The sequence below is a fragment of the Nonomuraea sp. NPDC049758 genome (genome assembly GCF_040674635.1).
Taxonomy (GTDB): Bacteria; Actinomycetota; Actinomycetes; order Streptosporangiales; family Streptosporangiaceae; genus Nonomuraea.
In genome coordinates this window covers 651,957-677,974 of sequence record NZ_JBFAMZ010000001.1, presented here as the reverse complement: position 1 = coordinate 677,974, position 26,018 = coordinate 651,957, and the positions used below count along the sequence as shown (strand labels likewise).

Here is a 26,018-nt window from a genome sequence, read left to right as displayed (position 1 = left end):
CACCCATGACCGGAGATAGTTAGAAATAACTGGAGTTATCGGAGTGGCTGCCGGACCGATAACGAAGGTGTAAAGATGTGCCCCGTGCTAGGTCACCTCGACGGCAGGTTCGAGAGTGCGGATGCCGAGGCGGAACATCGCATCGCGGTGCTCTATCAGGAGTTCGGCGGCCCTCTGCTGCGCCACGTACGCAAATCGACTGGAAACGATCTGCAATGGGCCGAGGACGTCGTACAGGAGACCCTGGTCAGGGCCTGGCGAAACTCGGCAAGACTGCAATGGGAACCGAGCCTTTTATGGGCGTGGCTGCTGACAGTGGCCCGCCGCATCGTCATCGACGGACGCCGACGGAAGAGCGCCCGGCCTCACGAGGTCGAGCCGCCCGAAGTCGACCAGATGTCGGTGCCGGACGGCTCCGAACGCGCGCTGTCGGCGATCGTCGTCGCCGACGCGCTGCGCAGCCTGTCCGCCGAACACCGCGAAGTCATTGAGCAGACCTACCTCCGAGACCGTACGATAAGTGAAGCGGCGGAGATTCTGGGGATTCCGCCGGGCACGGTGAAGTCCCGGCTCTACTACGGCATCCGGGCTCTCCGCGAACAGTTGCGTGACAAGGGGGTAGCCGGCTGATGCACGACGGGGTGGCCGCCTACGTCCTCGGCGTCCTCGACGAGGAGGAGCACGAGGCGTTCGAACGCCACCTCGACGCGTGCGAGCGGTGCCAGGCCGAGCTCATCGAGCTGGCCGAGCTTCCCGACCGGCTCGACGACCTCAAGACCGCCCCCTCGGCCTCCGGCGACGATCCCCCCATGTCGATGTCACGTTGACGTCTATGCCCTTTTCGGGTGATATCGGTACGGCGAGGCATACGCCCGGAATCAGGGCCGGGCGTTCAGGGGGAGGTGTTCGGTGGGCATCGACGGTGATGCGCCCGTTCCCCCCGCGCCGGCGGTCCGGCGAGGAAGGCGGCCGGCTGCCGCCCATCTCCCCGGACGTACCCGTCTGCACTACTTCCCCTTGCTATGGGAACGAAGAGCCTGGCTATGAACAGCCATGGCAAACCCTCACAAAGGAGTGAGAGCGAAATGCCGCTCGACGAGGCCAAGGATGAGCTGCTGCAAAGAGCCGCGGAGAGTTGCGCGGTCGGCAGCGAGCACATGAGCGCGGAGGAGGCCCTCTCCTTCCTGCGGTTCTACTACCGCCATGTCGCACCCGAGGACCTGCTCGACCGCAACCCCGTCGACGTGTACGGCCCGGCGATGTCCCAGCGACAGCTCGCCGAGGTACGCCCCCAGGGCCGGGCCGCGGTCCGCGCCTACACCCCCACGCTGGAGGAGAACGGCTGGGACCCGGGGCACTCGGTCGTCGAGGTGGTCACCGACGACATGCCGTTCCTCGTCGACTCGGTCACCATGGAGCTCGACCGGCAGGACATCGGCATCCACCTCGTGGTCCACCCCCAGATGCGGGTGCGCCGCGACATGACGGGCCGGATGCTCGTCCGCGGTCAGGAGGACGTCACCGGCCAGATGCTGGTCGAGTCGTGGATCCACATCGAGATCGACCGTCAGGCCGACCCCGGGGTCCTCAGGCGCGTCGAGGCCGACCTGCAGCGGGTGCTCGCCGACGTGCGGTACGCGGTCGAGGACTTCAGGAAGATGCGGGCCCTGGCCGTCCAGACGGCCGAAGACCTGAGCATGAACCCGCCGCCGCTGGAGCCCGCCGAGGTCGAGGACAGCCTCGACCTGCTGCGCTGGCTCGCCGACGGGCACTTCACGTTCCTCGGCTACCGCGAGTACCGGCTGGAGCACACCGAGCAGGGCGAGATACTGAAGGCCCTGCCCGGGGCCGCGCTCGGCATCCTGCGCGATGACAAGGTGGGCTCCGACAGCTTCTCCGCGCTGCCCGCGGAGGTGCGCGCCAAGGCCCGCGAGAAGCAGCTCCTGATCATCACCAAGGCCAACAGCCGGGCCACCGTCTACCGCGCGACCTACCTCGACTACATCGGGGTCAAGCTGTTCTCGCCCGAGGGCGAGGTGATCGGGGAGCGCCGCTTCCTCGGCCTGTTCACGCACGTGGCCTACAACGAGTCGATCTCCAGGATCCCCGTGCTGCGGCGCAAGCTGGCCGAGGTGCTCAACGCCGCCGGCCACGCGCCCGACAGCCACGACGGCAAGGACCTGATCGAGATCCTGGAGACGTTCCCGCGCGACGAGCTGTTCCAGACCTCGGTCGCCCAGCTCCTCCCGATCGCGCTCGGCGTGCTGCGGCTGCGCGAGCGCAAGCAGGTCAAGCTGTTCCTGCGGCGCGACGACTACGGACGTTACATCTCCTGCCTGATCTACCTGCCCCGCGACCGCTACACCACCAAGGTGCGGCTGAAGATGCAGGAGGTGCTGCTCAAGGCGCTCGGCGGCAGGTCGCTCGACTACAGCGCGATGATCGGCGAGTCCGTGCTGGCCCGGCTGCACGTGGTCGTGCGCGGTGAGCGCGGCAAGCAGCTCCCCGCGCCCTCCGTCGACGTGGAGGAGCTGGAGGCGCGCCTGGCCGCGCTCACCCGCTCCTGGGAGGACGACCTGGCCACCGCCCTCGACGAGATGACCTCCGAGGAGGAGGCTCCCGCGCTGGCCAGGAGGTACGTCTCCGCCTTCCCCGAGGGGTACAAGGCCGACTTCCCGCCCAAGGTCGCCGTGGTCGACCTGCACCGCCTGGAGCAGCTCGTCGCCGACGGCGAGGAGGTGGCGATCAACCTCTACGAGCCGTACGACGCCACCGAGGGCGAGCGGCGGCTGAAGATCTACAAGGTCGGCTCGCCGATCTCCCTGTCGGAGGCGCTGCCCCTGATCCAGCGGCTCGGCGTCGAGGTCGTGGACGAGCGGCCGTACGAGATCGACCGCGACGGCGACGCGAGCACCAAGAACGCCTGGATCTACGACTTTGGCCTGCGCTACACCCCCTCCCTCGAGGTGGACAGGAACGACTTCAAGCGGCTCTTCCAGGACGGCCTGAGCGCCCTGTGGCAGGGCCGCGTCCAGGCCGACAACTTCAACGCCCTCATCCTGCGGGCGGGCCTGACCTGGGAGCAGGTCGAGATCCTGCGGGTCTACGCCAAGTACCTGCGGCAGGCCGGCAGCACGTTCTCGCAGCTCTACATGGAACGCGTGCTGCTGGGCAACGTGCGGCTGGCCCGGCTGCTGGTCCGCCTGTTCGAGGCCAAGCTCGACCCGAGGCGCGGCGACGACGTGCGGGTCGACCTCGTGGAGGCGCTCAACGAGGAGATCCTGGGCGCCCTCGACGAGGTGGCCTCCCTCGACGAGGACCGCATCCTGCGGGCCTACCTGGAGATGATCCAGGCGACCCTGCGCACCAACTACTTCCAGACGGTCGACGGGCAGCGCAAGCCGTACATCTCGCTGAAGGTCGACCCGCAGGCGATCAGCGTGCTGCCGTTGCCGCGGCCGAAGTACGAGATCTTCGTGTACTCGCCCCGCGTCGAGGGCGTGCACCTGCGCTTCGGCAAGGTCGCCCGCGGCGGCCTGCGCTGGTCCGACCGCATGGAGGACTTCAGGACGGAGATCCTCGGCCTGGTCAAGGCGCAGATGGTGAAGAACACCGTCATCGTGCCCACCGGGTCCAAGGGCGGGTTCGTGGTGAAGCAGCCGCCCGCGTCCGGCAACCGCGAGGACGTGCTGGCCGAGGGCGTGGCCTGCTACCGGATGTTCATCTCCGGCCTGCTCGACATCACCGACAACCTGGTCGACGGCAAGGTCGTGCCGCCCGCGGACGTGGTCAGGCACGACGGCGACGACACCTACCTCGTGGTCGCCGCCGACAAGGGCACCGCCACCTTCTCCGACATCGCCAACAGCGTGGCCAAGGAGTACGGCTTCTGGCTCGGCGACGCCTTCGCCTCCGGCGGCTCGGTCGGCTACGACCACAAGGCCATGGGCATCACCGCCCGCGGCGCCTGGGAGTCGGTCAAGTACCACTTCCGCACCATGGGCGTGGACGTGCAGACCACCGACTTCACCGTGGCCGGCATCGGCGACATGTCCGGCGACGTGTTCGGCAACGGCATGCTGCTCTCCCAGCACATCCGGCTGGTGGCCGCCTTCGACCACCGGCACGTCTTCATCGACCCGGCGCCCGACGCGGCCCGCTCGTTCGCCGAGCGGCAGCGCCTGTTCGACCTCCCGCGCAGCTCCTGGGACGACTACGACCCGTCGCTGATCTCCGCGGGCGGCGGCGTGTTCCCGCGTACGGCCAAGTCGATCCAGATCACCCCGCAGATGCGCGAGGCGCTGGGCATCGAGGCGGGCGTCAGCTCGCTGGCCCCCAACGACCTGATCAGCGCCATCCTGCGGGCCCCCGTCGACCTGCTGTGGAACGGCGGCATCGGCACCTACGTCAAGGCCGGCTCGGAGTCCCACGCCGACGTCGGCGACAAGGCCAACGACATGCTCCGGGTGGACGCCGGCGACCTGCGCTGCAAGGTCATCGGCGAGGGCGGCAACCTGGGCTTCACCCAGCTCGCCCGCATCGAGTTCGCCCTGAACGGCGGCCTGGTCAACACCGACTTCATCGACAACTCGGCCGGCGTGGACACCTCCGACCACGAGGTGAACATCAAGATCCTGCTCGACCAGGTCGTCCGCGACGGCGAGCTGACCGACAAGCAGCGCAACCAGGTCTTCACGTCGATGACCGACGAGGTCGCCGACCTGGTGCTGCGCGACAACCACGCCCAGAACGTGGTGCTCGACGCGACCCGCGCCCAGGCGGTCGACATGCTCCACATCCACGCCCGCTACCTGCGCAAGCTCGAACGCGACGGGCTGGTCAACCGGGAGCTGGAGTTCCTGCCCTCGGACAAGACGCTGGCCGAGCGGCGGCAGGCCAGGCTCGGGCTGACCGCGCCGGAGTTCTCGGTCCTGCTGGCCTACACCAAGCTGGTGGCCGACGCCGAGGTGCTGGGCTCCGAGCTGCCCGACGACCCGTACCTGGCCTCCTGGCTGGTGTCGTACTTCCCGTCGGACCTGCGCGAGCGGTTCCGTACGTACATGGACGCCCATCCGCTGCGGCGCGAGATCATCACGACCTGCGTGGTGAACGAGCTGGTCAACGCCATGGGCACCACGTTCATGTTCCGCTTCGCGGAGGAGACCGGCGCCTCCACGTCCGACATCGTGCGGGCGTACCTGGTGGCGCGGGAGGTCTTCGACCTGCCGAGCTTCTACCGGGCCGTGGAGGCGCTGGACAACGAGGTCGACACCGCCACCCAGATCGCCATGCTGCTGGAGGGCCGCAAGCTGGTCGAGCGCGGCACCCGCTGGCTGCTGGTCAACCGGCGTCCGCCGCTCGACCTGGCCGGGTCGGTCGGCTTCTTCCTCAAGGGCGTCAACGGGCTGTCCGCGCACATCCCCAAGCTGCTCACCGGGCCCGACCTGGCCGCGTACGAGGAGCGCCGCGACTCCTTCGTGGCCCGCGGGGTGCCGCAGGAGCTGGCCGAGCGGGTGGCCGCGATGGTGCCCGCGTACTCGACGCTGGACCTGGTCGAGGTGGCGTCCCTGACGGGCCGTCCGGTGAACGAGGTGGCGGAGGTCTACTTCGACCTGGCCGACCGCCTGCAGCTGGCCCGCCTGCGCGAACGCGTCATCGCCCTGCCCAGGGACAACCGGTGGAACTCCATCGCCCGCTCGGCGCTGCGCGACGACCTGTACGCCGCGCACGCCTCGCTGACCCGTGACGTGCTGGCCCACAGCACGTCCGGGCTGCCGCCCGAGGAGCGGCTGGCCCGGTGGACCGACGGCAACGCGGCCGCCGTGGGACGCGCCCGCCAGACGCTGTCGGAGATCTGGGAGAGCGACCACTTCGACCTGGCGACGCTCTCGGTGGCCCTGCGCGCGATCCGCACGCTGGTGGCCGCCAGCAACCTGCCTCACACGGAGGCGTAGGAACCGCCCGAGGGGGCCCTCACTCGCCGCTGGCGCGGGTGAGGGCTCCGTCGTGGGCGACGACCCGGGCGGCGGCCGGGGCCGACAGCGGGGGCACCGCCGTGGCGTACTGGTGGACCTCGGTGAGCTTGAGGCTGCGGCGCACCGACGAGGTCGAGATGGCCCAGCCCGCCTCCGGCGGCACCGGGATGATGTAGGTGTTGTTGGCGACGGTGCGGGTCGAGGTGTTGCGCGACAGCGAGTACTGGATCAGCGCGCCGCCGTCGGCCGTGCGCAGCGCGTAGACCGGCCAGTTGTCGGCGCTGAAGATCGAGTCGTAGCTGAACCCGTCCTTCTTGGCCGTCTCGCGGTCGGTGGCGATCTGCTTGGCCACCTCCGTCGTGTACGGCCCGTCGGCGAGCAGGCCCGCCGTCACCCCGGCCGAGCCGGTCTCGGCCACGCTGGCGTGCACCGGGCCCATGTACTGGGGGCTGATCGTGACGGTCTTGTCGTCGGGCGTCAGCGCCGTGGCGTAGCCGTCGGCGTCGAGCCGCACCCGCGGCAGCTCCTGGCCCGGCAGCAGCTGCGCGGCCGAGCTGAGCAGCCAGTCGTCGCCGCTCTTGGCGAACGTCAGCAGCGTCGGCTGCCCGTTGCGCGTGGCCAGCGCGCTGAACCAGGGCGCCCGCTCGCCCTGGGCGAACCTGGGCACGTAGAGGGTCGGCGAGCCCCAGGCGTAGCGCGGCGGGCGGTCGCCGGTGGACTCGAAGGCGGCCTGCGTGAGCGCCAGCTGCCCGTCGCGGACCAGGTCGGTGCCGAGGAGCAGCCGCCCCGTCACGGGGCTCTCCACGCGCAGCACGTCGTCGGTGGGCAGGATCTCGGCGACCGCCTCGGCCGCCTCCTGACGCGTGACGGCGGGCGGCGGCGCGCTGGGCGAAGGGCTCGCCGCGCCGGTGGCGCCCGCCTTTCCCTGGGTCACCGCCGGGGACGTCTGAGCAGGGCCTGTGCACGCGGTCGCCGCGGCCAGCACGCCGACGGCGAGCGCCAGCATCTTCCCCCGACCGTATGCACGCACCTCGCCATGTTATTCGTGCACGCGAGGGTCGCGTACCCTAGGGAGACGTGGCAGGCATCGATCCGGCAGAAGAGATCAACGAGCTCGCGAACACGCTCCGCAGCATCCAGGACGTGCTCGACCTCGACGCGATGCGCAAGCAGATCGAGGAGCTGGAGCAGCAGGTTGCCGCCCCAGACCTGTGGGACGACCCCGAGCAGGCGCAGAAGGTCACGAGCAAGCTCTCCCATCTCCAGGGCGAGCTCAACCGCGTCGAGGGCGTCGCGCGCCGTCTCGACGACCTGAAGGTGCTCTACGAGCTCGCGGCCGAGGAAGGCGACGACGACACGCGCCTCGAGGCCGACAAGGAGCTGGAGTCACTCAAGACCGACATCGGCGCCCTTGAGGTGCGCACGCTCCTGTCGGGAGAGTACGACGCCCGCGAGGCGCTCGTCACCATCAACTCCCAGGCCGGTGGCGTCGACGCCGCCGACTGGGCGGAGATGCTGCTGCGCATGTACCTGCGGTGGGCCGAGCGCAAGGGCTACTCCACCGAGGTCTACGACACCTCCTACGCGGAGGAGGCCGGCATCAAGTCGGCCACGTTCACCATCAAGGCCCCCTACGCCTACGGCACGCTGCGCGGCGAGCATGGCACCCACCGGCTGGTCCGCATCAGCCCGTTCGACAACCAGGGCCGCCGCCAGACCTCGTTCGCGGGCGTCGACATCGTGCCGGTCGTCGAGCAGACCGACCACATCGACATCAACGAAGACGACCTGCGGGTCGACGTCTACCGGTCCTCGGGCCCCGGCGGCCAGGGCGTCAACACCACCGACTCGGCGGTGCGCATCACCCACCTGCCCACCGGCATCGTGGTCTCCTGCCAGAACGAGCGCTCCCAGCTCCAGAACCGCGCCTCGGCCATGAACGTGCTCCAGGCCAAGCTGCTGGAGCGCAAGCGGCAGGAGGAGGCGGAGAAGATGTCGGAGCTGCGCGGCGCGACCACCACGTCGTGGGGCACGCAGATCCGCAACTACGTGCTGCACCCGTACCAGATCGTGAAGGACCTGCGTACGGGCACCGAGGCGGGCAACCCGTCGGCGGTGCTCGACGGCGACCTCGACGGGTTCATCGAGTCGGAGATCCGCTGGATGCGCAGGGCGGAGTCAGGCACCGACTAGGTGCCTGAGCACCAGCGTCGCGAAGAGCAGCACGAGGAGCAGGACGACGACGAGGGCGGGTGACAGTCCGGCGAAGCCGTGATTGTGCATCCGCTCCCTGTTGGCTCGGCAGAGGGGGCAGCGGCCCTCGATCACGGGGTGGGCGCACTGCGCGCATACGAGGTGTTCACAACTCATGACAGCCCCAAGTCTAGCCGCACAATCGTTTTGTTTCCGTTATGGACGTTCCATGCCAGTCTTCCCCCTAGACTGTCGTCTGGCCAATCGGAACGTCGATCATCAGTAAAGACGGCGCCCCCGATCGGCCGGCGGCGGGAAATGGGCATGTGCCACCCTCGCTTCCGTCCTGACCCCTAGACTGGCATGCCGTGATGCTCTCGTGATCCATTTCGATAATGTCACCAAGGTCTACGCGAACCAGAACCGGCCCGCTCTCGACCACGTCTCCGTCGACGTGGACAAGGGCGAGTTCGTGTTCCTCGTCGGCCCTTCGGGGTCAGGCAAGTCCACGTTCCTGCGTCTGGTCCTGAAGGAGGAGCGGCCCAACTCCGGGGCGATCCACGTCGCCGGCAAGGATCTGGCCCGCCTCTCCAACTTCAAGGTGCCCCACCTGCGCCGCCGCATCGGCTGCGTCTTCCAGGACTTCAGGTTGCTCCCGAACAAGAACGTCTACGAGAACGTGGCGTTCGCCCTAGAGGTGATCGGCAAGCCCAGGCGGTTCATCCGCAAGGTCGTGCCCGAGGTCATCGAGCTGGTCGGCCTGGAGGGCAAGGCCCATCGCATGCCCGACGAGCTGTCCGGCGGCGAGCAGCAGCGTGTCGCCATGGCCCGCGCGTTCGTCAACCGGCCGATGATCCTGCTGGCCGACGAGCCCACGGGCAACATCGACCCCGCGACGAGCATCGGCATCATGAAGGTGCTCGACCGCATCAACCGAACTGGCACCACGGTCGTCATGGCCACGCACGACGCGGCCATCGTGGACTCCATGCGCAAACGCGTCGTCGAGCTGGAGGACGGGAAGATCGTCCGTGACCAGTCGCGTGGCGTGTACGGCCAGGCGTACTGACAGGGAGCGGCAGACACAACATGCGGGCGAACTTCATCTTCTCCGAGGTCTGGATCGGCCTCCGTCGCAACCTGACCATGACGATCGCGGTCGTCATCACCGTGGCAGTCGGCATGGCGATGCTGGGCGTCGGCCTGATGATCAACGCCCAGGTCTCCATGCTCAAGTCCTTCTGGTTCGACAAGGTCGAGATCTCGGTCTTCCTGTGCACCAAGGGCACCGCGATCCCCGAGTGCAACGGCAAGGCCGTCACGCCGGCCCAGACGAAGGCGTTGAAGACCCGTCTTGAGAGCCTCCAGGGCGTCAAGGAGGTCTTCTACGAGGACCAGAGCACGGCGTACGAGAACTTCAAGACGGCCTACCAGGCCAGCCCGACGCTCGTCCAGGCCACCAGGGTCGAGGACATGCCGCAGTCGTTCCGCGTGAAGCTGGTCGACCCCGACAACTACCAGCCGGTGATCGACGCCGTGAAGGGCCAGCCGGGCGTGTCCCAGGTGATGGACCACAAGCAGCTCATCGGCAAGTTCTTCGACCTGCTCGACAAGCTGTCCTTCTACGCGCTGGCGGTCGCCATCGTGCTGGTGCTGGCCGCGGCGTTGCTGATCGGCAACACGGTGCGATTGTCGGCGTTCAACCGGCGCCGGGAGACGGGGATCATGCGCCTGGTGGGCGCCTCGAACCTCTACATCCAGCTGCCGTTCGTCATGGAGGGCGTGATCGCCGGTCTGATCGGCGGCGTCTTCGCGGCCATCATCCTGATCGTGACGAAGGTCCTGCTGTTCGAGGAGATCGCCGGCTACTTCGGCAGCGGCATGGCCCAGCTCGGCTGGGACGCGGTGGCCCAGACCATCACGCTCACCATGGCCATCGGCGTCGTGATCTGTGTGCTGGCCTCGTTCGTGACGCTCCGCCGATACCTCAGGGTGTGAGGAATCGCCGGTAAGGTCGAAGCATGCCACGTGAGACCGGGCGGAAGGTCATCGCCCAGAACAAGCGGGCCCGGCACGACTACCACCTTGAGGACACCTTCGAGGCGGGGCTCGTGCTCCAGGGCACGGAGGTGAAGTCGCTCCGCGAGGGCCGCGCCTCGCTCGTCGACGGCTACGCCAGCATCGACGATGGCGAAGCGTGGCTGCTCAACGTGCACATCCCCGAATACATGCAGGGCACGTGGACCAACCACGCCGCCAAGCGCAAGCGCAAGTTGCTGCTGCACCGCAAGGAGATCGAGAAGCTGGCCGCCATGACCAAGGAGGGCGGCCTCACGATCGTCCCCACGGTCCTGTACTTCCAGGACGGCCGGGCCAAGGTCGAGATCGCCGTCGCCCGGGGCAAGAAGGACTGGGACAAGCGGCAGTCGCTGGCCGAGCAGCAGGCCAAGCGGGAGATGGCGCGGGCCCTGCGGCACCGCAACCGATGAGAGCGGCGGCACTCTAACCGATGACACGCGCGCGCCGCACCCTTGCCGCGACCGTCACCCTGGCGGTCGCGAGCATGACGCTGACCGGCTGCTTCGAGGAGTCCTCGCCGCACGACGCGGTGCGCGACTTCCTCGTGGGCTGGCAGTCCGAGGACTACGCCCTGGCCGCGGGCCGCACCGACGGCGACCCCGCCAAGGTGGGCAAGGCCCTGGCCAACGCCAAGCTGGAGCTCGACGCGGCCTCGTTCCGCTTCAAGATCAAGAGCGTCAGCGTGAACGGCGAGGAGTCCAAGGCCGACTTCCGCGCCGAGGTCGACCTGGGGGAGAACACCCCGCTCTGGGCGTACGACGGCTCGCTGCCGCTGCACCTGGTCGACGGCAGCTGGAAGGTGCGCTGGTCGCCGTCGGTGCTGCATCCGCAGCTCAAGGAGGGCCAGCGGTTCGCGGTCGAGACCAACCCCAAGCCGCGCCAGCCGGTGGTCGACCGGGCCGACGACCCCCTGCAGAACGAGCTCTACGTCTACGTCGTGGGCGTGGTGCCGTCCGCGCTGGGCGACCGGGCCGAGGACGTCGTGGCCAAGCTGTCGGCGATCACCGGCTACGCCCAGGACCGGCTGCTCAGCCGGATCAGGTCCTCGCCGCCCGACAAGTTCGTGCCGCTGGTCACGTTCGGGCGCTCGCGTTACCTGTCGATGAAGTCGAAGCTGGCCGGCATCTCCGGCATCCAGACCGACCCGCAGCCGCAGCCCATCGACCCGGCCGCCCCCAAGCAGATCGTCGGCAAGGTCAGCGCGCTCACCCCCGAGGACGAGCAGAAGCTCGGCGGCCCCCAGCGGGCCGGCGACTCGATCGGCCAGAGCGGCCTGCAGCAGGCGTACCAGGACTATCTGACCGGCTCCACCGAGACCAAGGTGATCACCCTCGATCTCAAGACCGGCCGGCAGGTGGCCAAGCTGCAGGAGTGGCCGGGCCGCCAGAACGTCTCGGTCAAGACCACGATCGACAGCCGCGCCCAGGCGGCGGCCGAGCGGGCGGTGGCCGAGACGGCCACCAGCGCGCTGGTGGCCGTGCAGCGTGACACCGGCGAGATCCTCGCGGTCGGCACCAGCGGGCTCAACCAGGAGAAGGACGCGCTGGCGGGCAGGTTCCCCGCGGGCACGGCCTTCTCGATCGTGGCGGCCGACGCGCTGATCAAGAGCGGCGTCAGCACCAAGCAGCGGCTGGCCTGCCCCGCCGAGCGCACGGTGGGCGGCGCCAAGTTCGTGCACACCAGCCAGACCGCCGGGGTCACGTCGTCGGCCACGTTCCAGGACAACTTCGCCAAGGGCTGCGTGACCGCGCTGGCCTCGCTGGCCCGCCGGGCCAGCGCCGGCGGCCTGGCCGCGAGTGCCAAGGCGTTCGGCATCGGCCAGCCGTGGCGGCTGCCGCTGAAGTCGTTCAGCGGGGCGATGCCCGAACTGTCCAGCGACGCCGACAAGGCCAGGGCCATCGCGGGCCAGACCGTCGAGGTCAGCCCGCTGTCGATGGCGCTGGTCGCGGCGGCCGTGGGGTCGGGCACCTGGCGGCCGCCGGTGCTCGTGACCGCGCCCGCGTCGCCCGATCCGGCGGCGGAGGTCGTCCCTACCAAGCAGCCGGACGCCGTCCCGATGGATCCGAAGGTGCGCAGCGCGCTGACCGCGATGATGCGCGCCGGAGCGGTCGGCAGCCCCGCCCAGGCGGGCCGGGGCAGGGTCTACGGCGTGCGCGCGACGGCGGGCACCCAGGACAAGCCCATGACCTGGTTCGTCGGCTGGCAGGGGGACGTGGCGATCGCCGTCCTGGCCAAGAACTACGACGCGGCGGCGGTCGCGGGCAGCTTCTTCTCGGGCCTTCGTGACTCTGCGTGAAAATCTTGTGACGGGGAGCAACCGTTCCGGGTCGTGGCTGCGTCTTACTGAATGACTGGGCCCGCTCGGGGGGTTGCGGACTCAGTCGCCGTGATGAGATCAGGACTTCATCTCGGGGGAAGTCCTGCCGTCCGGACCGGCTCGACCCTGCCGGTCGGCCCCCGGGAGCGCGTGCTGCTGTGCCACGCTCCCGGGGGTTTCGCCATGCTGGAATTAAGTTGGCGTTGGGGGCGTTGTCCCCTGTAGATTCAGTGTTGCTCGCCTCTGCGTGATGATCAGCGTGAGGCGTGTTGACAACTGCACAGGGGGTGACTGGCTTCGACTTCGATCTTGCAAGCCAGGTGAAGCGGGCCGAGGACTGCGGACATAACCTCGTTAATCCTGTGACCGCAAAACAATAAGTGCCAATTCCAAGCGCACTGAGGTCGGCCAGGGTTCCCTGGCCCTCGCTGCCTAAGTAGCGAAACCTCTGTCAGCCCGGGAGTGCCTTCGGCCCGGTGTCTGGCATCGTTAGAAGGCTCAACCGATCGACCCGGCCACGGGGGAGATCGGGAAATCAAACAGTGGCTGAGCCCGTCGGCGACTCGCCTGCGTGATCGCCGGGGCTGAGAAAAGCACAGCAGGCTGCGCCCGGAGAAGCCCTGACTTGGGGTTGAAGGACGCGGGTTCGATTCCCGCCACCTCCACGTGATCAAAAAAGCCTCCGACCTGCCGATTACTCGGCGGGTCGGAGGCTTTTCGCTGTCCGGAAGACGTGCGCGTCCCGGCTCAGAACGTGCGCAGCCAGCGGCGGAGGCGGTCGAGGGGGGTGCGCGGCTCCAGTGGGGGCAGCAGGCGGCGCAGCTCGTCGTCGGTGGCCGGGCGGGCGTCGAGCGCGGCCTGGCGCAGCGGTTTCGCGTCCACCCGCAGGCCGCCGAGCACCTGGACGGTCACCGTGCCGCGGCGCACCGCGTAACCGTGCGTGTCCTCGCGGCGGACGTAGGTGAGGCCGGAGCCGGCCGGGGTGCACTTCTCGGCGAGATGGCAGACGTCGTCGGTCTGGCTGACGGACAACGTGATGTGGACGCTCTGGCCGCCGTTGCCGGTGTGGTCGGAGGGCGTGTAGACCAGGCCCGCCGGGATGCCCATGAGCTGTGGGGTGTAGCCCGGGACGCGCGCCGTGTAGTAGTCGCCGGTCTGTTCCTGGTCGCCCAGTTCGCGGGCGGTGGCCGGGCGCAGGCTCCGGGCGGCCGACCGGAGCAGGTCGCGGGGGACGGCGGTGCTGCCCACCACCGTGACGTACCGGCGGCCCACCCGTACCTGGTAGCCGTGCTCGACCGGGCCCTGCCGGTGAACCAGGCCGCCGGGCTCGGCCGTGCAGGATCCGGTCGGCAGGTCGGCGTCCTGCGCGGTGGGCTGGCCGCACACGGCCGCGCCCGGCAGGAGCCGGTCGTGGGCGACGATCCTGACGTACCGGTCAGGCGGGATGGCGGCCGGGTCCGCCGGAGTGAAGCCGGAGCCGCCCAGCCCGCCGCCGTAGTCCCGGTCGTCGGGCCGGTAACCGGGGACGGCGACCACGTACGCGGTCTCCCGATGGAGGTTGCCCGCCGCCAGGCGTGCCTCCAGGTCGTCCGGCGGCTCCTGGCGCAGCACGGCCACGCCCGCCCCCAGGAGCGCCACGCTCAGCCCGAGCGAGACGCCCTGGTAGCGCCACCCGCGCAGCAGCGTCCCAGCCACGAGGGCGTACGGAACGCCGCCGAGCACGGCCGCGAGCGGCAGGTCGCGGCTCACCCCGAGGCCGGCTACGTCGGTCACCACCCAGCCGAGGGCCCAGCCGGCGGTTCCCAGGCCCAGCACCAGCAGCGCCCACAGGAACCGGCCGCCGCGCGTCGCGCCGAGAACGGACACGCCGCGGGTGGCCCTGATCACGACGACCAGGTAGCCGAGCAGGGCCGCCACGCCCACTGCGGCGGCGGCGAGGAACGCCGCCTCGTCGCCGGCGAACAGCACGGCCGGCAGGACCAGCCACGCCGTCGGCAGGAAGACCGATCCGGCCGCCCAGGCGCCGACGAGCTGGGCCAGGACCAGCAGCGGCCGCGACGCGATCCCGCCGGGTGGACGGTCGGCCGCGATGCCCGTCAGCCCTTGCCGCTGGTTCGGACGACCGCCGGGCGGCACGGGTTCGGTCAACGGGACGGCTCGAGGATCGTCTTGATGTGCTGGTTGCGCATGTTGATGAGGTGGGTCAGGTGGCGGCGCAGGACCAGCAGCTCGGCCAGGCGGCCCAGGGGGCCGGCGGGGGCGGCGAAGTCGACGACGTCGGTCATGAGGGTGGCGCCCGCGTGCGGAGCCGCCTCGAAGCGGTGTTCGTGCCGCCAGTGGCGGAACGGCCCGGACACCTGCTCGTCCACGAAGTACGCGGGCCGTTCCCAGGCGCTGATCGTGGAGGTCATCCGCCAGGTGAGGCCGAAGTGCCGGGCCTGCCAGGTGACCCGGTCGCCGAGGCCGAGCAGGCCCGTGGTGACCCCCGCGACGGCGCGTTCCGACGAGCCGGCCATGGACGCGGTGTGGGTCTCGACCGAGAGCGACGTGTCGAAGAGCACGTCGGGGGGAGCGAAGACCAGGGTCACGGTCTCGAAACGCGCCATGGCGGCATCCTAGGGATCCCCGTGGGCGCGTGGGCCGAGGGGGTCGGGCTAGTGGGCGCAGCCGGCGTACTCGTCGAGGCGCCGGAACATGGCGGCCAGCATGAGCGGGAACATCGCGACGTGCGCGACGAGCATCAGGACGCCGCCGTCGATGACGCCGAGCCAGAGCAGCGGATAGAGCGGCACGATCGGGACGAACATCGCCGCGCACATCTCCAGCGTCGCCGGCCAGCGGTGGCCGCGGAAGCGCATCCACACGGCCATGCCCACCGACATGTCGACGGCCATGATCAGGTACGCGAGCTCGGGCGACTCGTCGTGGGAGACGGAGAGGCCGACGGCCGACTGGAGGGCGCCGAGCGCGAACATGCCGACGAACATGGCGACGATCATCTCCACGTAGTGGAGGGCGAACTTCGACCAGCGGCGGCCGGTCGCGGAGGGGGTCGCGGGTGCGGGAGGCGTCGGTGTCATGGCTCCGACTGTGGCCGGGTGGGGGGACGGGGACGAGGGGCGAAGCCGTACATGTCCGGAAAGTTGGGTTCTTGGTCTTCCGGACCTACAGTCGTGCCATGGAGTACCGGCGGGTCGTGGTCGTCGCCTACGAGGCGGCCGAGCTGCTCGACATCGCGTGCGTCAGCTCGACGCTGGAGAACGCGAACTGGCACGGCGCCTCACCGTACTACCAGGTACGGCTGGCCACCCCCGGCGGTCATCCCGTGACCACCGCCGGCGCGCTGGTGCTGCAGGCCCAGCTTGCGCTGGAGCGGATCACCGGGCCGCTCGACACGCTCATCGTCTCCGGCGGCACCGGCCACGTGGACGCCGCGGCGAATCCGCTGGTCGTCGGCCATGTCCGCAGGCTGGCGCGGGAGAGCAGGCGGGTCGCGTCGGTGTGCACCGGCGCGTACGTGCTGGCCGCCGCGGGACTGCTCGACGGCAGGCGCGCCACCACCCACTGGCGGGAGGCGGCCGACATGGCCGCCCGCTACCCGCGCGTCACCGTGGACCCGGCCCCGATCTTCGTCCGCGACGGCGAGGTGGCCACGTCCGCGGGGGTCACCGCCGCGCTCGACCTCACGCTCGCCCTGGTCGAGGAGGACAACGGCGCCGAACTGGCCAGGACGGTGGCCCGTGGCATGGTCACCTACCTGCAACGGCCGGGCAACCAGGCCCAGATGAGCATGTTCGTCAGCCCTCCGGCGCCCGCCGACGGCCTGGTCAGGCGGATCGTGGAGCACATCTGCGCGAACCTGGCCGCCGACCTCACCGCGGCCACGCTGGCCGCCGCGGCGGGCGTCAGCGAACGCCATCTCACCCGGCTGTTCCTCCGGCATCTGGGGCAGACGCCGGGCAGGTTCGTGCGGCGGGCCCGTACCGAGGGGGCGGCTCAGCTGCTGGCCTCGACCTCGTTGCCCATGTCCGCGATCGCCGTACGGTGCGGGTTCGGGACGGCCGAGACGCTGCGCCAGGCGTTCGTGGACCGGTACGGCATCCCGCCCTCCCGCTACCGGCTGACCCAGTCGTCCGCGACCGGCTGATCGCCATTTATCCCGCCCGAAAAGGGCAATCCGGGCTAGGGTGTCTGACTTGAGCCTTTTCTGAGCATTAAGGTGATCAGCAGATGCGAAAGACGATCGTGCTCCTCGGGGCGGCCGTCGTCCTGTCCGGATGTGGCATGTTGCCGGGCGGGCAGCCGCAGACCGCCGCCAAGGAGGCGACCACCACCGCCCCCGCGCCGCCGCGGACCGCGCCCGCGCAGACGGCGCCGCCGCAGGCGGACGTGGTCATCGCCACCCGTGAGGCCAAGGTCGGCTCCGGCGGCCAGTACGGCAAGGCCCGCGTCGAGATCACCGCCCTGATGCGCCAGGGCAGGACCGTCACCCTCAACTGGACGATCACCGCCGTCGAGGGCAAGGTCAACGTGCACAACGGCCTGGGCGGCGGCGCGCTCGACTACACGGTCTCCAACGTCTCCCTGATCGACCCGGTGAACGCCAAGCGTTACCGCGTCGCCCGCAACGGCACCGCCGCCGACGCCACCTGCGTGTGCTCCGGCACGCAGGGCCAGTTCCTGGAGGCGGGGGAGTCCAGCACGCTGTACGCGGTCTTCGCCGCGCCGCCGCCGGAGGTCACGAAGGTCAACGTCGAGATGCCGATGCTGGGCGTGCTCACCGATGTTCCGCTCTCTTAGCCTGGCGTTGGCCCTCGTGCTGACGCCCACGCCTGTCCCGGTCCCGTCCGACGCCGCCGGCCCGGTGGAGGACCTGGTGCTGCCGGTCGAGGACATCGTCGGCGAGGTCGAGTCCATGGACGGCGCGCAGAGCGAGACCAGGCAGGGCCGCAAGGTGACGGTCGCGCTGACCAGCGACGTGCTGTTCGCGCTGGACAAGTGGCGGCTGACGCCCAAGGCCCGCAAACGGCTGGCGGACGTGGCCGCGAAGGTCGAGGCGGAGGGCGCGGGCGGCGTCGTCAGGATCGAGGGGCACACCGACGACCAGGGGAGCGACGCGTACAACCTGACGTTGTCGCGGCGGCGGGCGCAGGCCGTGCGCACGGCCCTGGAGAGCCTGCTCGGCGGCGGGAACGTGACCCTCCAGGCGGCCGGATACGGCGAGCGGCGGCCCAAGCTGCCCAACCTGGTCGAGGGCAAGCCGGTGGAACGGAACCGGGCGAAGAACCGGCGCGTGGAGATCGTCTTCACGGCCCGGCAGTAAGGGGTTGAGGGGTCGGCCTGGCGCTGACACGGCGGCCCCGTCGGGCCGTCACTCGGCCTTGAGCTCGCCGAGGGTCACCGTGACGGTCTGGGTGCCGCCGTCGGGGCGCAGGATCTCCACCTTGACCTGGTCGCCGGGCTTGAAGGCGGTGACCTCCTCCGCCAGCGCGGCCATGGTCGTGGTCTTCTTGCCGTTGATCGAGAGGATCACGTCACCGGCCCGGATCCCGGCCTTCTCCGCGCCTCCGCCCTTCTCCACGCTCGCCACGCCCACACCGCTCGGCTGCCCGGTGGCGCCGATGACCGTGCTGCCGCGGATGCCGAGCGCGGCCCGGTGGCTGTTGGTGACCTTGCCGTTCTTCACGATCTGGGCCGCGATGTCGGTGGCCGTGTTGCTCGGGATCGCGAACCCGATGCCGGGCGCGGCCCCGCCGCCGAGCTGAGGGTCGGTGGCGGCGAGGGTCGGGATGCCGATGACCTCGCCGGCCAGGTTCACCAGCGCGCCGCCGCTGTTGCCGGGGTTGATCGCGGCGGAGGTCTGGATCGCGCCGCTGATGGTGGCGCCCGGCGACTCGGGGCTCTGGGGCTCGCTGACGGTACGGCCGAGCGCCGAGACGATCCCGTTCGTGACGCTGCCCGACAGGCCCAGCGGGTTGCCCATGGCCAGGACGATCTGGCCCACCCGCAGCTTGCCCGAGTCGCCGAACCTGGCCGGGCGCAGCCCGTCGGGCCGGTCGACCTTGATCACCGCCAGGTCGCCGGCGCCGAACGCCTTGACCAGCTTGGCCGGGCGGGGCGCGCCGCCGGTGGCGATCGTGACGTTCATCTCGGTCGCCTCGCCGACCACGTGGGCGTTGGTGACGATGTGACCCGCCGTGTCGTAGACGATGCCGGAGCCGAGGCCCACCTTGGTGTTGATCTGCACGATCGACGGCAGGACGTCCGTGATGACCCGCTCGTACGCGCTCTCCAGCGACTGCGGCGCGCTCCCCGGCGCCTCCGCGGAGGCGGTCGGCGAGCCCGGCGTGGTCGTGGCCGGGCTCGCGGTGGCCGTGGAGGTGGACGCCGGGATCGACGGGGACCGCCCGCAGGCGGTGAGCAGTACGACGGCTGCCAGTCCGGCGACGATCTCCCTCATGGGGAGATGTCTGCCCAGCTCAGCGGGAAAGATACGCCTCCCGGACGTCCCGTCTGCTGAGTTTGCCCGTGGGGGTGCGCGGCAGCGACTCGCGGTACTCGATCACCCGGGGGTGTTTCATCCGGGCCAGCCGGGGCCCGCAGTGCCGCAGCAGCTCGGCGGTCAGCTCCGCGCCGCCCGTCACGCCCGGCACGGGCTGGACCAGCGCCACGACCCTGTGCCCCCACTCGGGGTCGGGCACGCCGATCACCGCCACGTCGGCCACCGACGGATGTTCGAGCAGCGCGGCCTCGATCTCGGCGGGGTAGATGTTGACGCCGCCCGAGATGATCAGGTCGGTCCTGCGGTCCAGCAGGAACAGGTAGCCGTCGGCGTCGAGGTAGCCGATGTCGCCGGGGGTGTAGGCGGCGCCGCGCATGGCCGAGGCGGTCTTGCCGGGGTCGCGGTGGTACTCGAAGCGGTTGATGCCGCCGATGTAGACCGTCCCGGGTTCGCCGGGGGCAGCCTCGTGGCCGTCGTCGCCGATGATCGTGAAGGCCATGCCGTCGAGGGCCCTGCCGACCGTGCCCGGCCTGTCCAGCCACTCCTGGGACGACACCATCGTCGCCACCGCGGCCTCCGTCGAGCCGTAGTACTCCCACAGGACGGGACCGAGCCAGTCGATCATCGCCTGCTTGGTGGCGGGCGGGCAGGGGGCGGCGCCGTGGTAGAGGTGGGTGAGGGAGGACAGGTCGTAGGTCTTCCGGTCCGGCACGGCGAGCAGCCGGTGGAACATCGTGGGCACCATGAACGCGTTCGTCACCCGGTGCCGCTCGATCAGCGCCAGCGCCTCGGCGGCGTCGAACCGTTCCGGCGCCACGATCGAGTGGCCGAACTGCAGCGCCATCATCGCCTGGCCGTAGGGGGCCGAGTGGTAGAGCTGCGAGCACACCAGGTGCACCCCGTCGGACGGCAGGCCGAAGTGCCGCCAGCTCTTGCGCATCAGGATGGGGTAGAGGTCCTCGGGCGTCAGGTCGAGCAGCCGGCGGCGCACGCCCTTGGGGCGGCCCGTGGTGCCGGAGGTGTAGAGCATCATCGAGCCGGCCCGGCGGTGCTCGGGCGCGGTGCCGGGCCGGCCGTCGGTCAGGTCGGCGACCGTGAGCGCGCCGGGGGAGACGACCACGTCGGCGCCGCAGTCGGCGACGATGTAGTCGATCTCCTCGGCCGTGAAGTGCCAGTTGACCGGCACCAGGTAGGCGCCGATCTGGTAGGTGGCCAGCATCATGGTGAGGGCGTCGAGCCCGTTCTTCAGCACGGTCACCACGGCGCCGCCCGGCCGGACGCCGCGCGCGACCAGGCCGTGGGAGGCCCTGTTGGCGCGGGCGAGCAGCTCGCCGTAGGTCGCGCCGTCGTCGCCGAGCAGGGCGGGACGGTCCGGGTCGGCGGCTGCGATCTCGTAGAAACCCCTCATGTCCGCAGACCATACAGAATTAGATTCTGCTGGGGGAATAGAGGAATTATCCTGCTCTTCGGTGACGTAACCTCAAGGCCATGGCGGACGTCGGCGACGAGAGATCAGCACAGGACACCCAACCTTTTCGCAAGGTCGTCGTGCCGCCTGCCGAGCAAGTCGTGCCGCCTGCGGAGCAGACGGTCAAGATCCCGCGTCCGCCGCGGCCGGGTGCGTCCCAGCCGGTGCAGCCGACCCCCCAGCCGCCGTCCGGCCCTCAGCTGTCGTCCGGCCCGCAGCCGCGTCCCTACCCCGGGTCGCCCTCGGGTCCGCAGGTGCGCGCGCAGCCTCCGTCCGGCCCGCAGGGACGCCCGCCGCACCCGCCGCAGTCTCCGGGCGGGAACCAGCAGCTCCAAGGCGGCGGCCGGCAGGGGCCGGGACAGGCGCAGGGGCCTGGGCCAGGGGTTGTGCACGGGCAAGGGCAGGCCAACGCGCAAGGGCCTGGGCTCGTGCAAGGGCCGGGGCAGGTCCATGCGCAAGGGCAGGGGCAGCGGCCGGGGCAGGGGAGGGCGTCGCAGCATCAGCCTGTGCAGGTGTGGCCGCCGGGAGCGCCCAGGTCGCCCCAGCCTCAGCCCCAGTCCCAGCCGGGCGCCGCCGGTCCCGTGACGCCGCTCGTCACCAAGCCGCACAAGCGTGGCATCGGGGACATCCCCATCCGCGCGATCTACCTGGCGGGCGCCATCCTCGTCACCGTCACGGCGGTGCTGCTGATCTTCGTCGTGTTCTCCGGCGACGTGCCCACGACCGGCGACCCCGCCGGGACGACGGTCTCCGTCGCCCCCGTGCCGGCCGCGACCGCCACCCCGACCGCCTCCCCGACCCCCAGCGAGACGCCGGTCGCGCTCCCCTCGGTGCCGGCGAGCAAGGCGTTCCCCACGTTGCCGGGCAAGGCGTCCGTGGTGAGCGGGATCATCTCCGACAAGACGAGCGGCATCAGCTACCCGCGCCTGGCCGCGCCCTGGGACGCCAAGTCGTTCGCGCCGTTCACCGTCGCCCAGCGCATCGGCAAGGTGGCGGTGCCGCACACCGTGATCGCCTCGGCCATGTTCCCCGGCGACGCCCCGGAGAAGAAGCCCTCCAAGGACGCCGACTACCGCGAGATGGCCGTCCGCGCGGCCCGCTGGGCGCTGCGCACGCAGTATCCGGCGGGCGCCGAGCTGACCTCCTGGACCGGGTCCGCGAAGGTGCCGGTCGGCAAGGGCTGGTCGCTGGGCTACAAGGTCACCTACGTCTCGGGCGGCAAGACCGAGACCGCCCAGGCCGTGGTGACGGTCGTCGAGGTGGGCAAGACCAAGCCGGCGATGCTGCTGGCCTCGATTCCCGAGAAGAACAAGGCGCGATGGGCTGATTTGAACACACTCGTCCAGCAGGTGCGGCCCCTCTAGGCCAGAAGCATGCTCTAGAATATGGTTCTGGGCATCGGGCACTGACTTTGACCTGGCTGGAGGATGAGCAATGGCGATCGGATTGAGCGAGGAGCACGAGGCGCTCCGCGACTCGGTGAGCGGCTGGGCCGAGCGGAACATCCCCTCGGAGCTGCTGCGATCCGGGTCGGACGAACGTCCGCCCTTCTGGCCGGGGCTGGCCGAGCAGGGGCTGCTCGGCCTGCACCTGCCCGAGGAGTCCGGCGGCTCGGGCTACGGGCTGCTGGAGGCGGCAGTCGCCGTCGAGGCGCTGGCCGAGAAGCTCGCCCCGGGCCCGTACGTGCCGACCGTGCTGGCCAGTGCGGTCATCCACGCCTCCAAGCGGCACGACCTGCTCGAAGCCCTCGCCGACGGCACACTGACGGGCGCCGTCGCGCTGTCCGGCTCGCTCACCGGCTCCCGCGCCGACGACGGCTCGCTGGTCGTGTCCGGCACGGCCGACCCGGTGCTGGCCGGCTCGCTGGCCGACGTGCTGGTGCTGCCGGTGACCACGTCCGAGGGCGAGGAGTGGATCGCCGTCGACGCCTCGGCCGTCACCGTCACGCCGGTCCGGTCGCTCGACCTGACCCGGCCGGTGGCCAAGGTGGAGCTGTCGGAGGCGCGCGTGCCCGCCGAGCGCGTGCTCGACGGGGTGGAGAGCCCCGACGTGCTCAACCTGGCCGCGATCCTGCTCGGCGCCGAGGCCGCCGGGCTGGCGTCCTGGTGCGTCACGGCCGCCGCCGCCTACGCCAAGGTACGCGAGCAGTTCGGCCGGCCGATCGGCCAGTTCCAGGGCATCAAGCACAAGATCTCCCGGATGCTCGTCGCCCTTGAGCAGGCCCGCGCCACCGTCTGGGACGCCACCAGGGCCGAGGGCCGCGAGCTGGAGTACGCCGCCGCCGTCGCCGGGGTGATGGCCCCCGACGCGGCCGTCCAGTGTGCCAAGGACGCGATCCAGACGTTCGGCGGCATCGGCTACACCTTCGAGCACGACGTGCACCTCTACTACCGGCGCGCCCTCACCCTGCGCGCCCTGCTCGGCTCGTCGGCCGAGTGGGCCGCCTCGGTGACCGCGCTCGCCCTGCAGGGCGTCGGCCGCGAGATGGAGATCGACCTGCCCGAGGGCGCCGAGGAACTGCGCGAGGGCATCCGTGCGGAGATCGCCGAGATCGCCCGTCTTGAGGGCCAGGAGCAGAAGCGGGCGCTCGCCGACCGCGGGTTCGTCATGCCCCACCTGCCCCGGCCGTGGGGCCGCGCGGCCAAGCCGCTGGAGCAGGTGCTCATCGCCCAGGAGCTCAAGGCCGCCAAGGTCAGGCTGCCCGCGATGATCATCGGCGCCTGGGTGGTGCCGTCCATCGCCGTGTACGGCACGCCCGAGCAGCAGGAACGTTTCCTGCCCAAGACGCTCAGCGGCGAGATGATCTGGTGCCAGCTCTTCTCCGAGCCGGGCGCCGGCTCCGACCTGGCCTCGCTGCAGATGAAGGCGGAGAAGGTCGAGGGCGGCTGGCGGCTCAACGGCCAGAAGATCTGGACGTCGGTCGCCCACGTGGCCGAATGGGGCATCTGCATCGCCCGCAACTCCTCCGAGGGCACCAAGCACGAGGGCATCACGTACTTCCTGGTGGACATGAAGGCGCCCGGCGTCACGGTCCGGCCGCTGACCGAGATGACCGGCGAGAACCTGTTCAACGAGGTCTTCCTCGACGACGTCTTCGTCCCGGACGACCTGGTCGTGGGCGAGGTCGGCGACGGCTGGAAGGTCGCCCGCAACACGCTGTCCAACGAGCGCGTCTCGCTGTCGTCGGGATCGGGCGGCACCGGTGCGTCCGTGCCCGACCTGCTCGGGCTGATCGGCCGGCTCGGGCGCGAGCTCACGCCGGCCGAGGAGCAGGAGGTGGCCGGGGTCGTGTGCGAGGGGCACTCGATCAACGCGCTGTCGCTGCGGGTCACGCTCAAGCAGCTGGCCGGGAACGAGCCGGGCGCCGACGCGTCCGTACGGAAGCTGCTGTCCACCTCGCACGCCCAGCACGTCTCCGAGACGGCCGTCGGCCTGCTCGGCGCCCAGGCGGTGGTGGCCGCCGACATGAAGCTCGGCGACGCCGGCTACTGGAACCGGGCGGTGCTCGCGACCAGGGCCATGACCATCTACGGCGGCACCACCGAGGTGCAGCTCAACATCATCGGCGAGCGCATGCTGGGCCTGCCCCGGGACCCCGAGCCCGGTAAGTAACACATGTGAGGCTTCGGCGGCTAATCTCCCTTGTGCCCGGACTGTCGGTCCTGGCCCGAGGGAGAGGCGGTGTCACGGTGCGCGAAGGCCGTGCGGGCCGCTGGGGGCCGGCGGCGCTGGGGCTGGGGCTGGCGGTGCTGGCGCTCGGCCCGGCGCTGGGCTGGGGGCTGGTGCTCCGGTACGACCTGCTCTTCGTGCCCGACCCGCCCCTGTGGCCCGACCGCGGCGGCTTCCCCCGGGCGGTGCCCAGCGACCTGGTCGTGGCGCTGCTGTCCAGGGCGTTGCCCGTGGAGATCGTGCAGAAGGCGGCCCTGGTCGCCGTGTTCGTGCTGGCCGCGACCGGGGCGGCGGCGCTGGTGCCGCCGGAGCGCAGGCTCGCCCGGCTCGTGGCCGCCGCGTTCTACGCCTGGAACCTCTACCTCGCCCAGCGGCTCATGCTCGGCCAGTGGGCCCTGCTCCTGGGCGTGGCCGGGCTTCCGTGGGCGATCCGCGCGCTCACGCGGGAGACCTCCGGAGGGTTCGCGCGGTTCGGGCGGCTGGGAGTGGCGTTGCTGCCGGCGGCGGTGGGCGGGTTCCAGGCGATGCTGGTGTCCTGGCTCACCCTGATGCCGATCGCCGTCGCCCGGCGCAGGGTGCCGGTCGCCGCCGGGGTGCTGGTCGCGTACAGCCTGCCGTGGGCGGTGCCCGCGCTCGGCTCGGGCGCGGTGACCGACCCGGCGGGCGTGGACGCGTTCGCGGCCCGCGCCGACGGGCCCTTCGGCGTGCTGGGCAGCCTGCTCTCGCTCGGCGGCATCTGGAACGCCGAGGCCGGGCTGCCGGGCCAGGAGGCGTGGTGGACGGCGACCGCCCGGCTCCTCCTGGTCCTCGCCGGCCTGTACGGCTACGCCCGCCTCCGCACGGCCCCCGAACGGCCCGCCTGGTGGGGCGGCCTGGCGGTGGCGGCGACCGCCGGGTTCTGCGCCGCCGGGCTGGGCGCGTTCCAGCCGGGACGCGAGGCGCTCAAGTGGCTCATCGCCCTGTGGCCTGGATTCGGGCCGCTGCGCGACGGCCAGGTGTACCTGGCTCCGCTGGCCCTGCTGACGGCGGTCGGCCTGGCCTCGGTCCTGCGGTCGGGCGCGCTCGCGCTGGTCGGGGTGCTGGCCCCGGTACTGGCCCTGCCGACGTTCGCGCTGGGCGCGTTCGGCCGGCTGGAGGCGGTGACGTACCCGGCGGAATGGTCGGCGGTCCAGCGGATCGTGGACGGCGACCCGGCGCCGGGCGCGCTGGCGTCGTTGCCGTGGGGCGCCCATCGGGCCTTCGCCTGGAACGGCGGCCGGGTGGTGCTCGACCCGGCGACCAAGCTGTTCCGGCGCCGGGTGCTCTGGGACGACACGTTGCTCGTCGGCCTGCCCGGCGGCGGCCGGCTGCGGGTGCGCGGCGAGGACCCGCTGAACCGCCTCGCCGGTGACCTGCTGGCCGCCGGCGCCTACGGCGACCTGCCCGCCAGGTATCTCCTCATAGCCGCGGGCGAGAACGGGTTCCCGTCCGTGCCGCCCGGCTGGAGAACGGTTTTCGACGGCGAAGAGCTGCGCTTGCTGCGGCGTTGACCGGCTGTTTCATGATGTACCGGAGGGTAACTTGCTTTATCACGGTTTGACCAATGTTATGGATTCAAGACGAAACACGTTCTAGTCTCGGCACACCGCGTCACCGGAAGGAAGGGAGAGCTTCGTGTTGCGACTTCTCGTGGCCCTGGCGATAGGAGCCCTGCTGGCGGTCGGAGCCTCCGTCGCGGTGGTCAACGTGGCCTCACCGTCGCTCACCCCGCCCAACCAGCCGCTCTACAACTACGGCACCAGGTGATCCATCCCGCTTGACGCGGGGCCATACACA

21 protein-coding genes and 1 other RNA gene are annotated in these 26,018 nt (G+C 70.7%); 16 read left to right on the top strand and 6 right to left on the bottom strand.

Annotated elements, in window-relative coordinates; genetic code table 11:
- The first annotated feature begins 84 nt into the window (after positions 1–84).
- The 3 genes from AB0J46_RS03150 (at position 85) to AB0J46_RS03140 (ending at position 5,954) form a co-directional block, all read left to right on the top strand.
- Positions 85–630, top strand: coding sequence for a sigma-70 family RNA polymerase sigma factor (locus AB0J46_RS03150; protein WP_364325670.1), 546 nt, complete (start codon positions 85–87; stop codon positions 628–630).
- Positions 630–827, top strand: a complete 198-nt coding sequence (locus tag AB0J46_RS03145; protein WP_364325667.1) for a zf-HC2 domain-containing protein — start codon at positions 630–632, stop codon at positions 825–827. Before AB0J46_RS03150 ends, AB0J46_RS03145 begins: the two co-directional genes overlap by 1 nt.
- 258 nt (positions 828–1,085) lie before the next feature.
- Positions 1,086–5,954 carry an NAD-glutamate dehydrogenase gene (locus tag AB0J46_RS03140; RefSeq protein WP_364325664.1) on the top strand — a complete coding sequence of 1,623 codons (4,869 nt, stop codon included), beginning with the start codon at positions 1,086–1,088 and terminating at the stop codon, positions 5,952–5,954.
- A gap of 19 nt (positions 5,955–5,973) precedes the next feature.
- On the opposite strand, the gene AB0J46_RS03135 is transcribed toward AB0J46_RS03140, so the two are convergent.
- Positions 5,974–7,005 (bottom strand): hypothetical protein, encoded by a 1,032-nt coding sequence (locus AB0J46_RS03135; protein WP_364325661.1) that lies wholly within the window; start codon positions 7,003–7,005, stop codon positions 5,974–5,976.
- Positions 7,006–7,052: 47 nt separating this feature from the next.
- On the opposite strand from AB0J46_RS03135, the gene prfB reads away from it, so the two are divergent.
- From prfB to ssrA, 6 genes are all read left to right on the top strand, one after another.
- A complete protein-coding gene (prfB, locus tag AB0J46_RS03130; RefSeq protein ID WP_358282811.1) occupies positions 7,053–8,168 on the top strand; it encodes a peptide chain release factor 2 in 1,116 nt (371 codons plus the stop codon).
- A 379-nt stretch (positions 8,169–8,547) separates the two neighbouring features.
- Positions 8,548–9,237 carry a cell division ATP-binding protein FtsE gene (gene ftsE, locus AB0J46_RS03125; protein ID WP_020541427.1) on the top strand — a complete coding sequence of 230 codons (690 nt, stop codon included), beginning with the start codon at positions 8,548–8,550 and terminating at the stop codon, positions 9,235–9,237.
- Between the two features lie 20 nt (positions 9,238–9,257).
- Entirely contained in the window at positions 9,258–10,166 is a 909-nt protein-coding gene (gene ftsX, locus AB0J46_RS03120; protein WP_352321716.1) for a permease-like cell division protein FtsX, read from the top strand.
- Between the two features lie 23 nt (positions 10,167–10,189).
- On the top strand, positions 10,190–10,657 hold the full coding sequence (gene smpB / locus AB0J46_RS03115) for an SsrA-binding protein SmpB (protein WP_352321717.1): 468 nt from the start codon (positions 10,190–10,192) through the stop codon (positions 10,655–10,657).
- A 20-nt stretch (positions 10,658–10,677) separates the two neighbouring features.
- On the top strand, positions 10,678–12,543 hold the full coding sequence (locus AB0J46_RS03110; protein WP_364325656.1) for a penicillin-binding transpeptidase domain-containing protein: 1,866 nt from the start codon (positions 10,678–10,680) through the stop codon (positions 12,541–12,543).
- A gap of 304 nt (positions 12,544–12,847) precedes the next feature.
- Positions 12,848–13,232, top strand: a transfer-messenger RNA (tmRNA) gene (gene ssrA / locus AB0J46_RS03105).
- 79 nt (positions 13,233–13,311) lie between these two features.
- Here ssrA and AB0J46_RS03100 read toward each other — a convergent pair.
- The 3 genes from AB0J46_RS03100 to AB0J46_RS03090 are packed head-to-tail and all read right to left on the bottom strand — an operon-like array spanning position 13,312 to position 15,644.
- Positions 13,312–14,712, bottom strand: coding sequence for a hypothetical protein (locus AB0J46_RS03100; RefSeq protein ID WP_364325653.1), 1,401 nt, complete (start codon positions 14,710–14,712; stop codon positions 13,312–13,314).
- Positions 14,709–15,170 (bottom strand): SRPBCC family protein, encoded by a 462-nt coding sequence (locus AB0J46_RS03095; RefSeq protein WP_364325650.1) that lies wholly within the window; start codon positions 15,168–15,170, stop codon positions 14,709–14,711. Before AB0J46_RS03095 ends, AB0J46_RS03100 begins: the two co-directional genes overlap by 4 nt.
- Before the next feature lie 48 nt (positions 15,171–15,218).
- Complete coding sequence (locus AB0J46_RS03090) at positions 15,219–15,644, bottom strand: hypothetical protein (protein ID WP_364325647.1); 426 nt, start codon at positions 15,642–15,644, stop codon at positions 15,219–15,221.
- Between the two features lie 98 nt (positions 15,645–15,742).
- On the opposite strand from AB0J46_RS03090, the gene AB0J46_RS03085 reads away from it, so the two are divergent.
- The 3 genes from AB0J46_RS03085 to AB0J46_RS03075 all read left to right on the top strand — a co-directional run bounded on the left by AB0J46_RS03085 (position 15,743) and on the right by AB0J46_RS03075 (position 17,887).
- The gene (locus AB0J46_RS03085; RefSeq protein WP_364325644.1) at positions 15,743–16,711 is read left to right on the top strand and encodes a helix-turn-helix domain-containing protein; all 969 of its coding nucleotides are present in this window, start codon (positions 15,743–15,745) and stop codon (positions 16,709–16,711) included.
- 83 nt (positions 16,712–16,794) lie between these two features.
- A complete protein-coding gene (locus AB0J46_RS03080) occupies positions 16,795–17,364 on the top strand; it encodes a lipoprotein (RefSeq protein WP_364325641.1) in 570 nt (189 codons plus the stop codon).
- Positions 17,348–17,887 (top strand): OmpA family protein, encoded by a 540-nt coding sequence (locus AB0J46_RS03075; protein WP_364325638.1) that lies wholly within the window; start codon positions 17,348–17,350, stop codon positions 17,885–17,887. The genes AB0J46_RS03080 and AB0J46_RS03075 overlap by 17 nt, the downstream gene beginning before the upstream one ends.
- Before the next feature lie 48 nt (positions 17,888–17,935).
- On the opposite strand, the gene AB0J46_RS03070 is transcribed toward AB0J46_RS03075, so the two are convergent.
- A complete protein-coding gene (locus AB0J46_RS03070; RefSeq protein ID WP_364325635.1) occupies positions 17,936–19,024 on the bottom strand; it encodes a trypsin-like peptidase domain-containing protein in 1,089 nt (362 codons plus the stop codon).
- A 19-nt stretch (positions 19,025–19,043) separates the two neighbouring features.
- The gene (locus AB0J46_RS03065; protein WP_364325632.1) at positions 19,044–20,474 is read right to left on the bottom strand and encodes an AMP-binding protein; all 1,431 of its coding nucleotides are present in this window, start codon (positions 20,472–20,474) and stop codon (positions 19,044–19,046) included.
- A 566-nt stretch (positions 20,475–21,040) separates the two neighbouring features.
- Between AB0J46_RS03065 and AB0J46_RS03060 the strand changes: the two genes are divergently transcribed.
- The 4 genes from AB0J46_RS03060 (at position 21,041) to AB0J46_RS03045 (ending at position 25,988) form a co-directional block, all read left to right on the top strand.
- Positions 21,041–21,898, top strand: coding sequence for a hypothetical protein (locus AB0J46_RS03060; RefSeq protein ID WP_364325629.1), 858 nt, complete (start codon positions 21,041–21,043; stop codon positions 21,896–21,898).
- Between the two features lie 70 nt (positions 21,899–21,968).
- Positions 21,969–24,146: an acyl-CoA dehydrogenase gene (locus AB0J46_RS03055; protein ID WP_352349366.1), complete on the top strand. Its 2,178-nt coding sequence runs from the start codon at positions 21,969–21,971 to the stop codon at positions 24,144–24,146.
- Positions 24,147–24,223: 77 nt separating this feature from the next.
- Complete coding sequence (locus AB0J46_RS03050) at positions 24,224–25,732, top strand: hypothetical protein (RefSeq protein ID WP_364325626.1); 1,509 nt, start codon at positions 24,224–24,226, stop codon at positions 25,730–25,732.
- 124 nt (positions 25,733–25,856) lie between these two features.
- Positions 25,857–25,988: a hypothetical protein gene (locus AB0J46_RS03045; RefSeq protein ID WP_260477562.1), complete on the top strand. Its 132-nt coding sequence runs from the start codon at positions 25,857–25,859 to the stop codon at positions 25,986–25,988.
- The last annotated feature ends 30 nt before the right edge of the window (positions 25,989–26,018 follow it).

Excerpts from the sequence above, each read along its gene's own strand:
- AB0J46_RS03145 (WP_364325667.1), top strand. The coding sequence starts at position 630 with ATGCACGACGGGGTGGCCGCCTACGTCCTCGGCGTCCTCGACGAGGAG.
- AB0J46_RS03110 (WP_364325656.1), top strand. The coding sequence starts at position 10,678 with ATGACACGCGCGCGCCGCACCCTTGCCGCGACCGTCACCCTGGCGGTC.
- AB0J46_RS03080 (WP_364325641.1), top strand. The coding sequence starts at position 16,795 with ATGCGAAAGACGATCGTGCTCCTCGGGGCGGCCGTCGTCCTGTCCGGA.
- AB0J46_RS03065 (WP_364325632.1), bottom strand. The coding sequence starts at position 20,474 with ATGAGGGGTTTCTACGAGATCGCAGCCGCCGACCCGGACCGTCCCGCC.
- AB0J46_RS03140 (WP_364325664.1), top strand. The coding sequence starts at position 1,086 with ATGCCGCTCGACGAGGCCAAGGATGAGCTGCTGCAAAGAGCCGCGGAG.
- AB0J46_RS03095 (WP_364325650.1), bottom strand. The coding sequence starts at position 15,170 with ATGGCGCGTTTCGAGACCGTGACCCTGGTCTTCGCTCCCCCCGACGTG.
- smpB (WP_352321717.1), top strand. The coding sequence starts at position 10,190 with ATGCCACGTGAGACCGGGCGGAAGGTCATCGCCCAGAACAAGCGGGCC.
- ftsX (WP_352321716.1), top strand. The coding sequence starts at position 9,258 with ATGCGGGCGAACTTCATCTTCTCCGAGGTCTGGATCGGCCTCCGTCGC.
- AB0J46_RS03070 (WP_364325635.1), bottom strand. The coding sequence starts at position 19,024 with ATGAGGGAGATCGTCGCCGGACTGGCAGCCGTCGTACTGCTCACCGCC.
- AB0J46_RS03055 (WP_352349366.1), top strand. The coding sequence starts at position 21,969 with ATGGCGATCGGATTGAGCGAGGAGCACGAGGCGCTCCGCGACTCGGTG.
- AB0J46_RS03085 (WP_364325644.1), top strand. The coding sequence starts at position 15,743 with ATGGAGTACCGGCGGGTCGTGGTCGTCGCCTACGAGGCGGCCGAGCTG.
- AB0J46_RS03075 (WP_364325638.1), top strand. The coding sequence starts at position 17,348 with ATGTTCCGCTCTCTTAGCCTGGCGTTGGCCCTCGTGCTGACGCCCACG.
- AB0J46_RS03090 (WP_364325647.1), bottom strand. The coding sequence starts at position 15,644 with ATGACACCGACGCCTCCCGCACCCGCGACCCCCTCCGCGACCGGCCGC.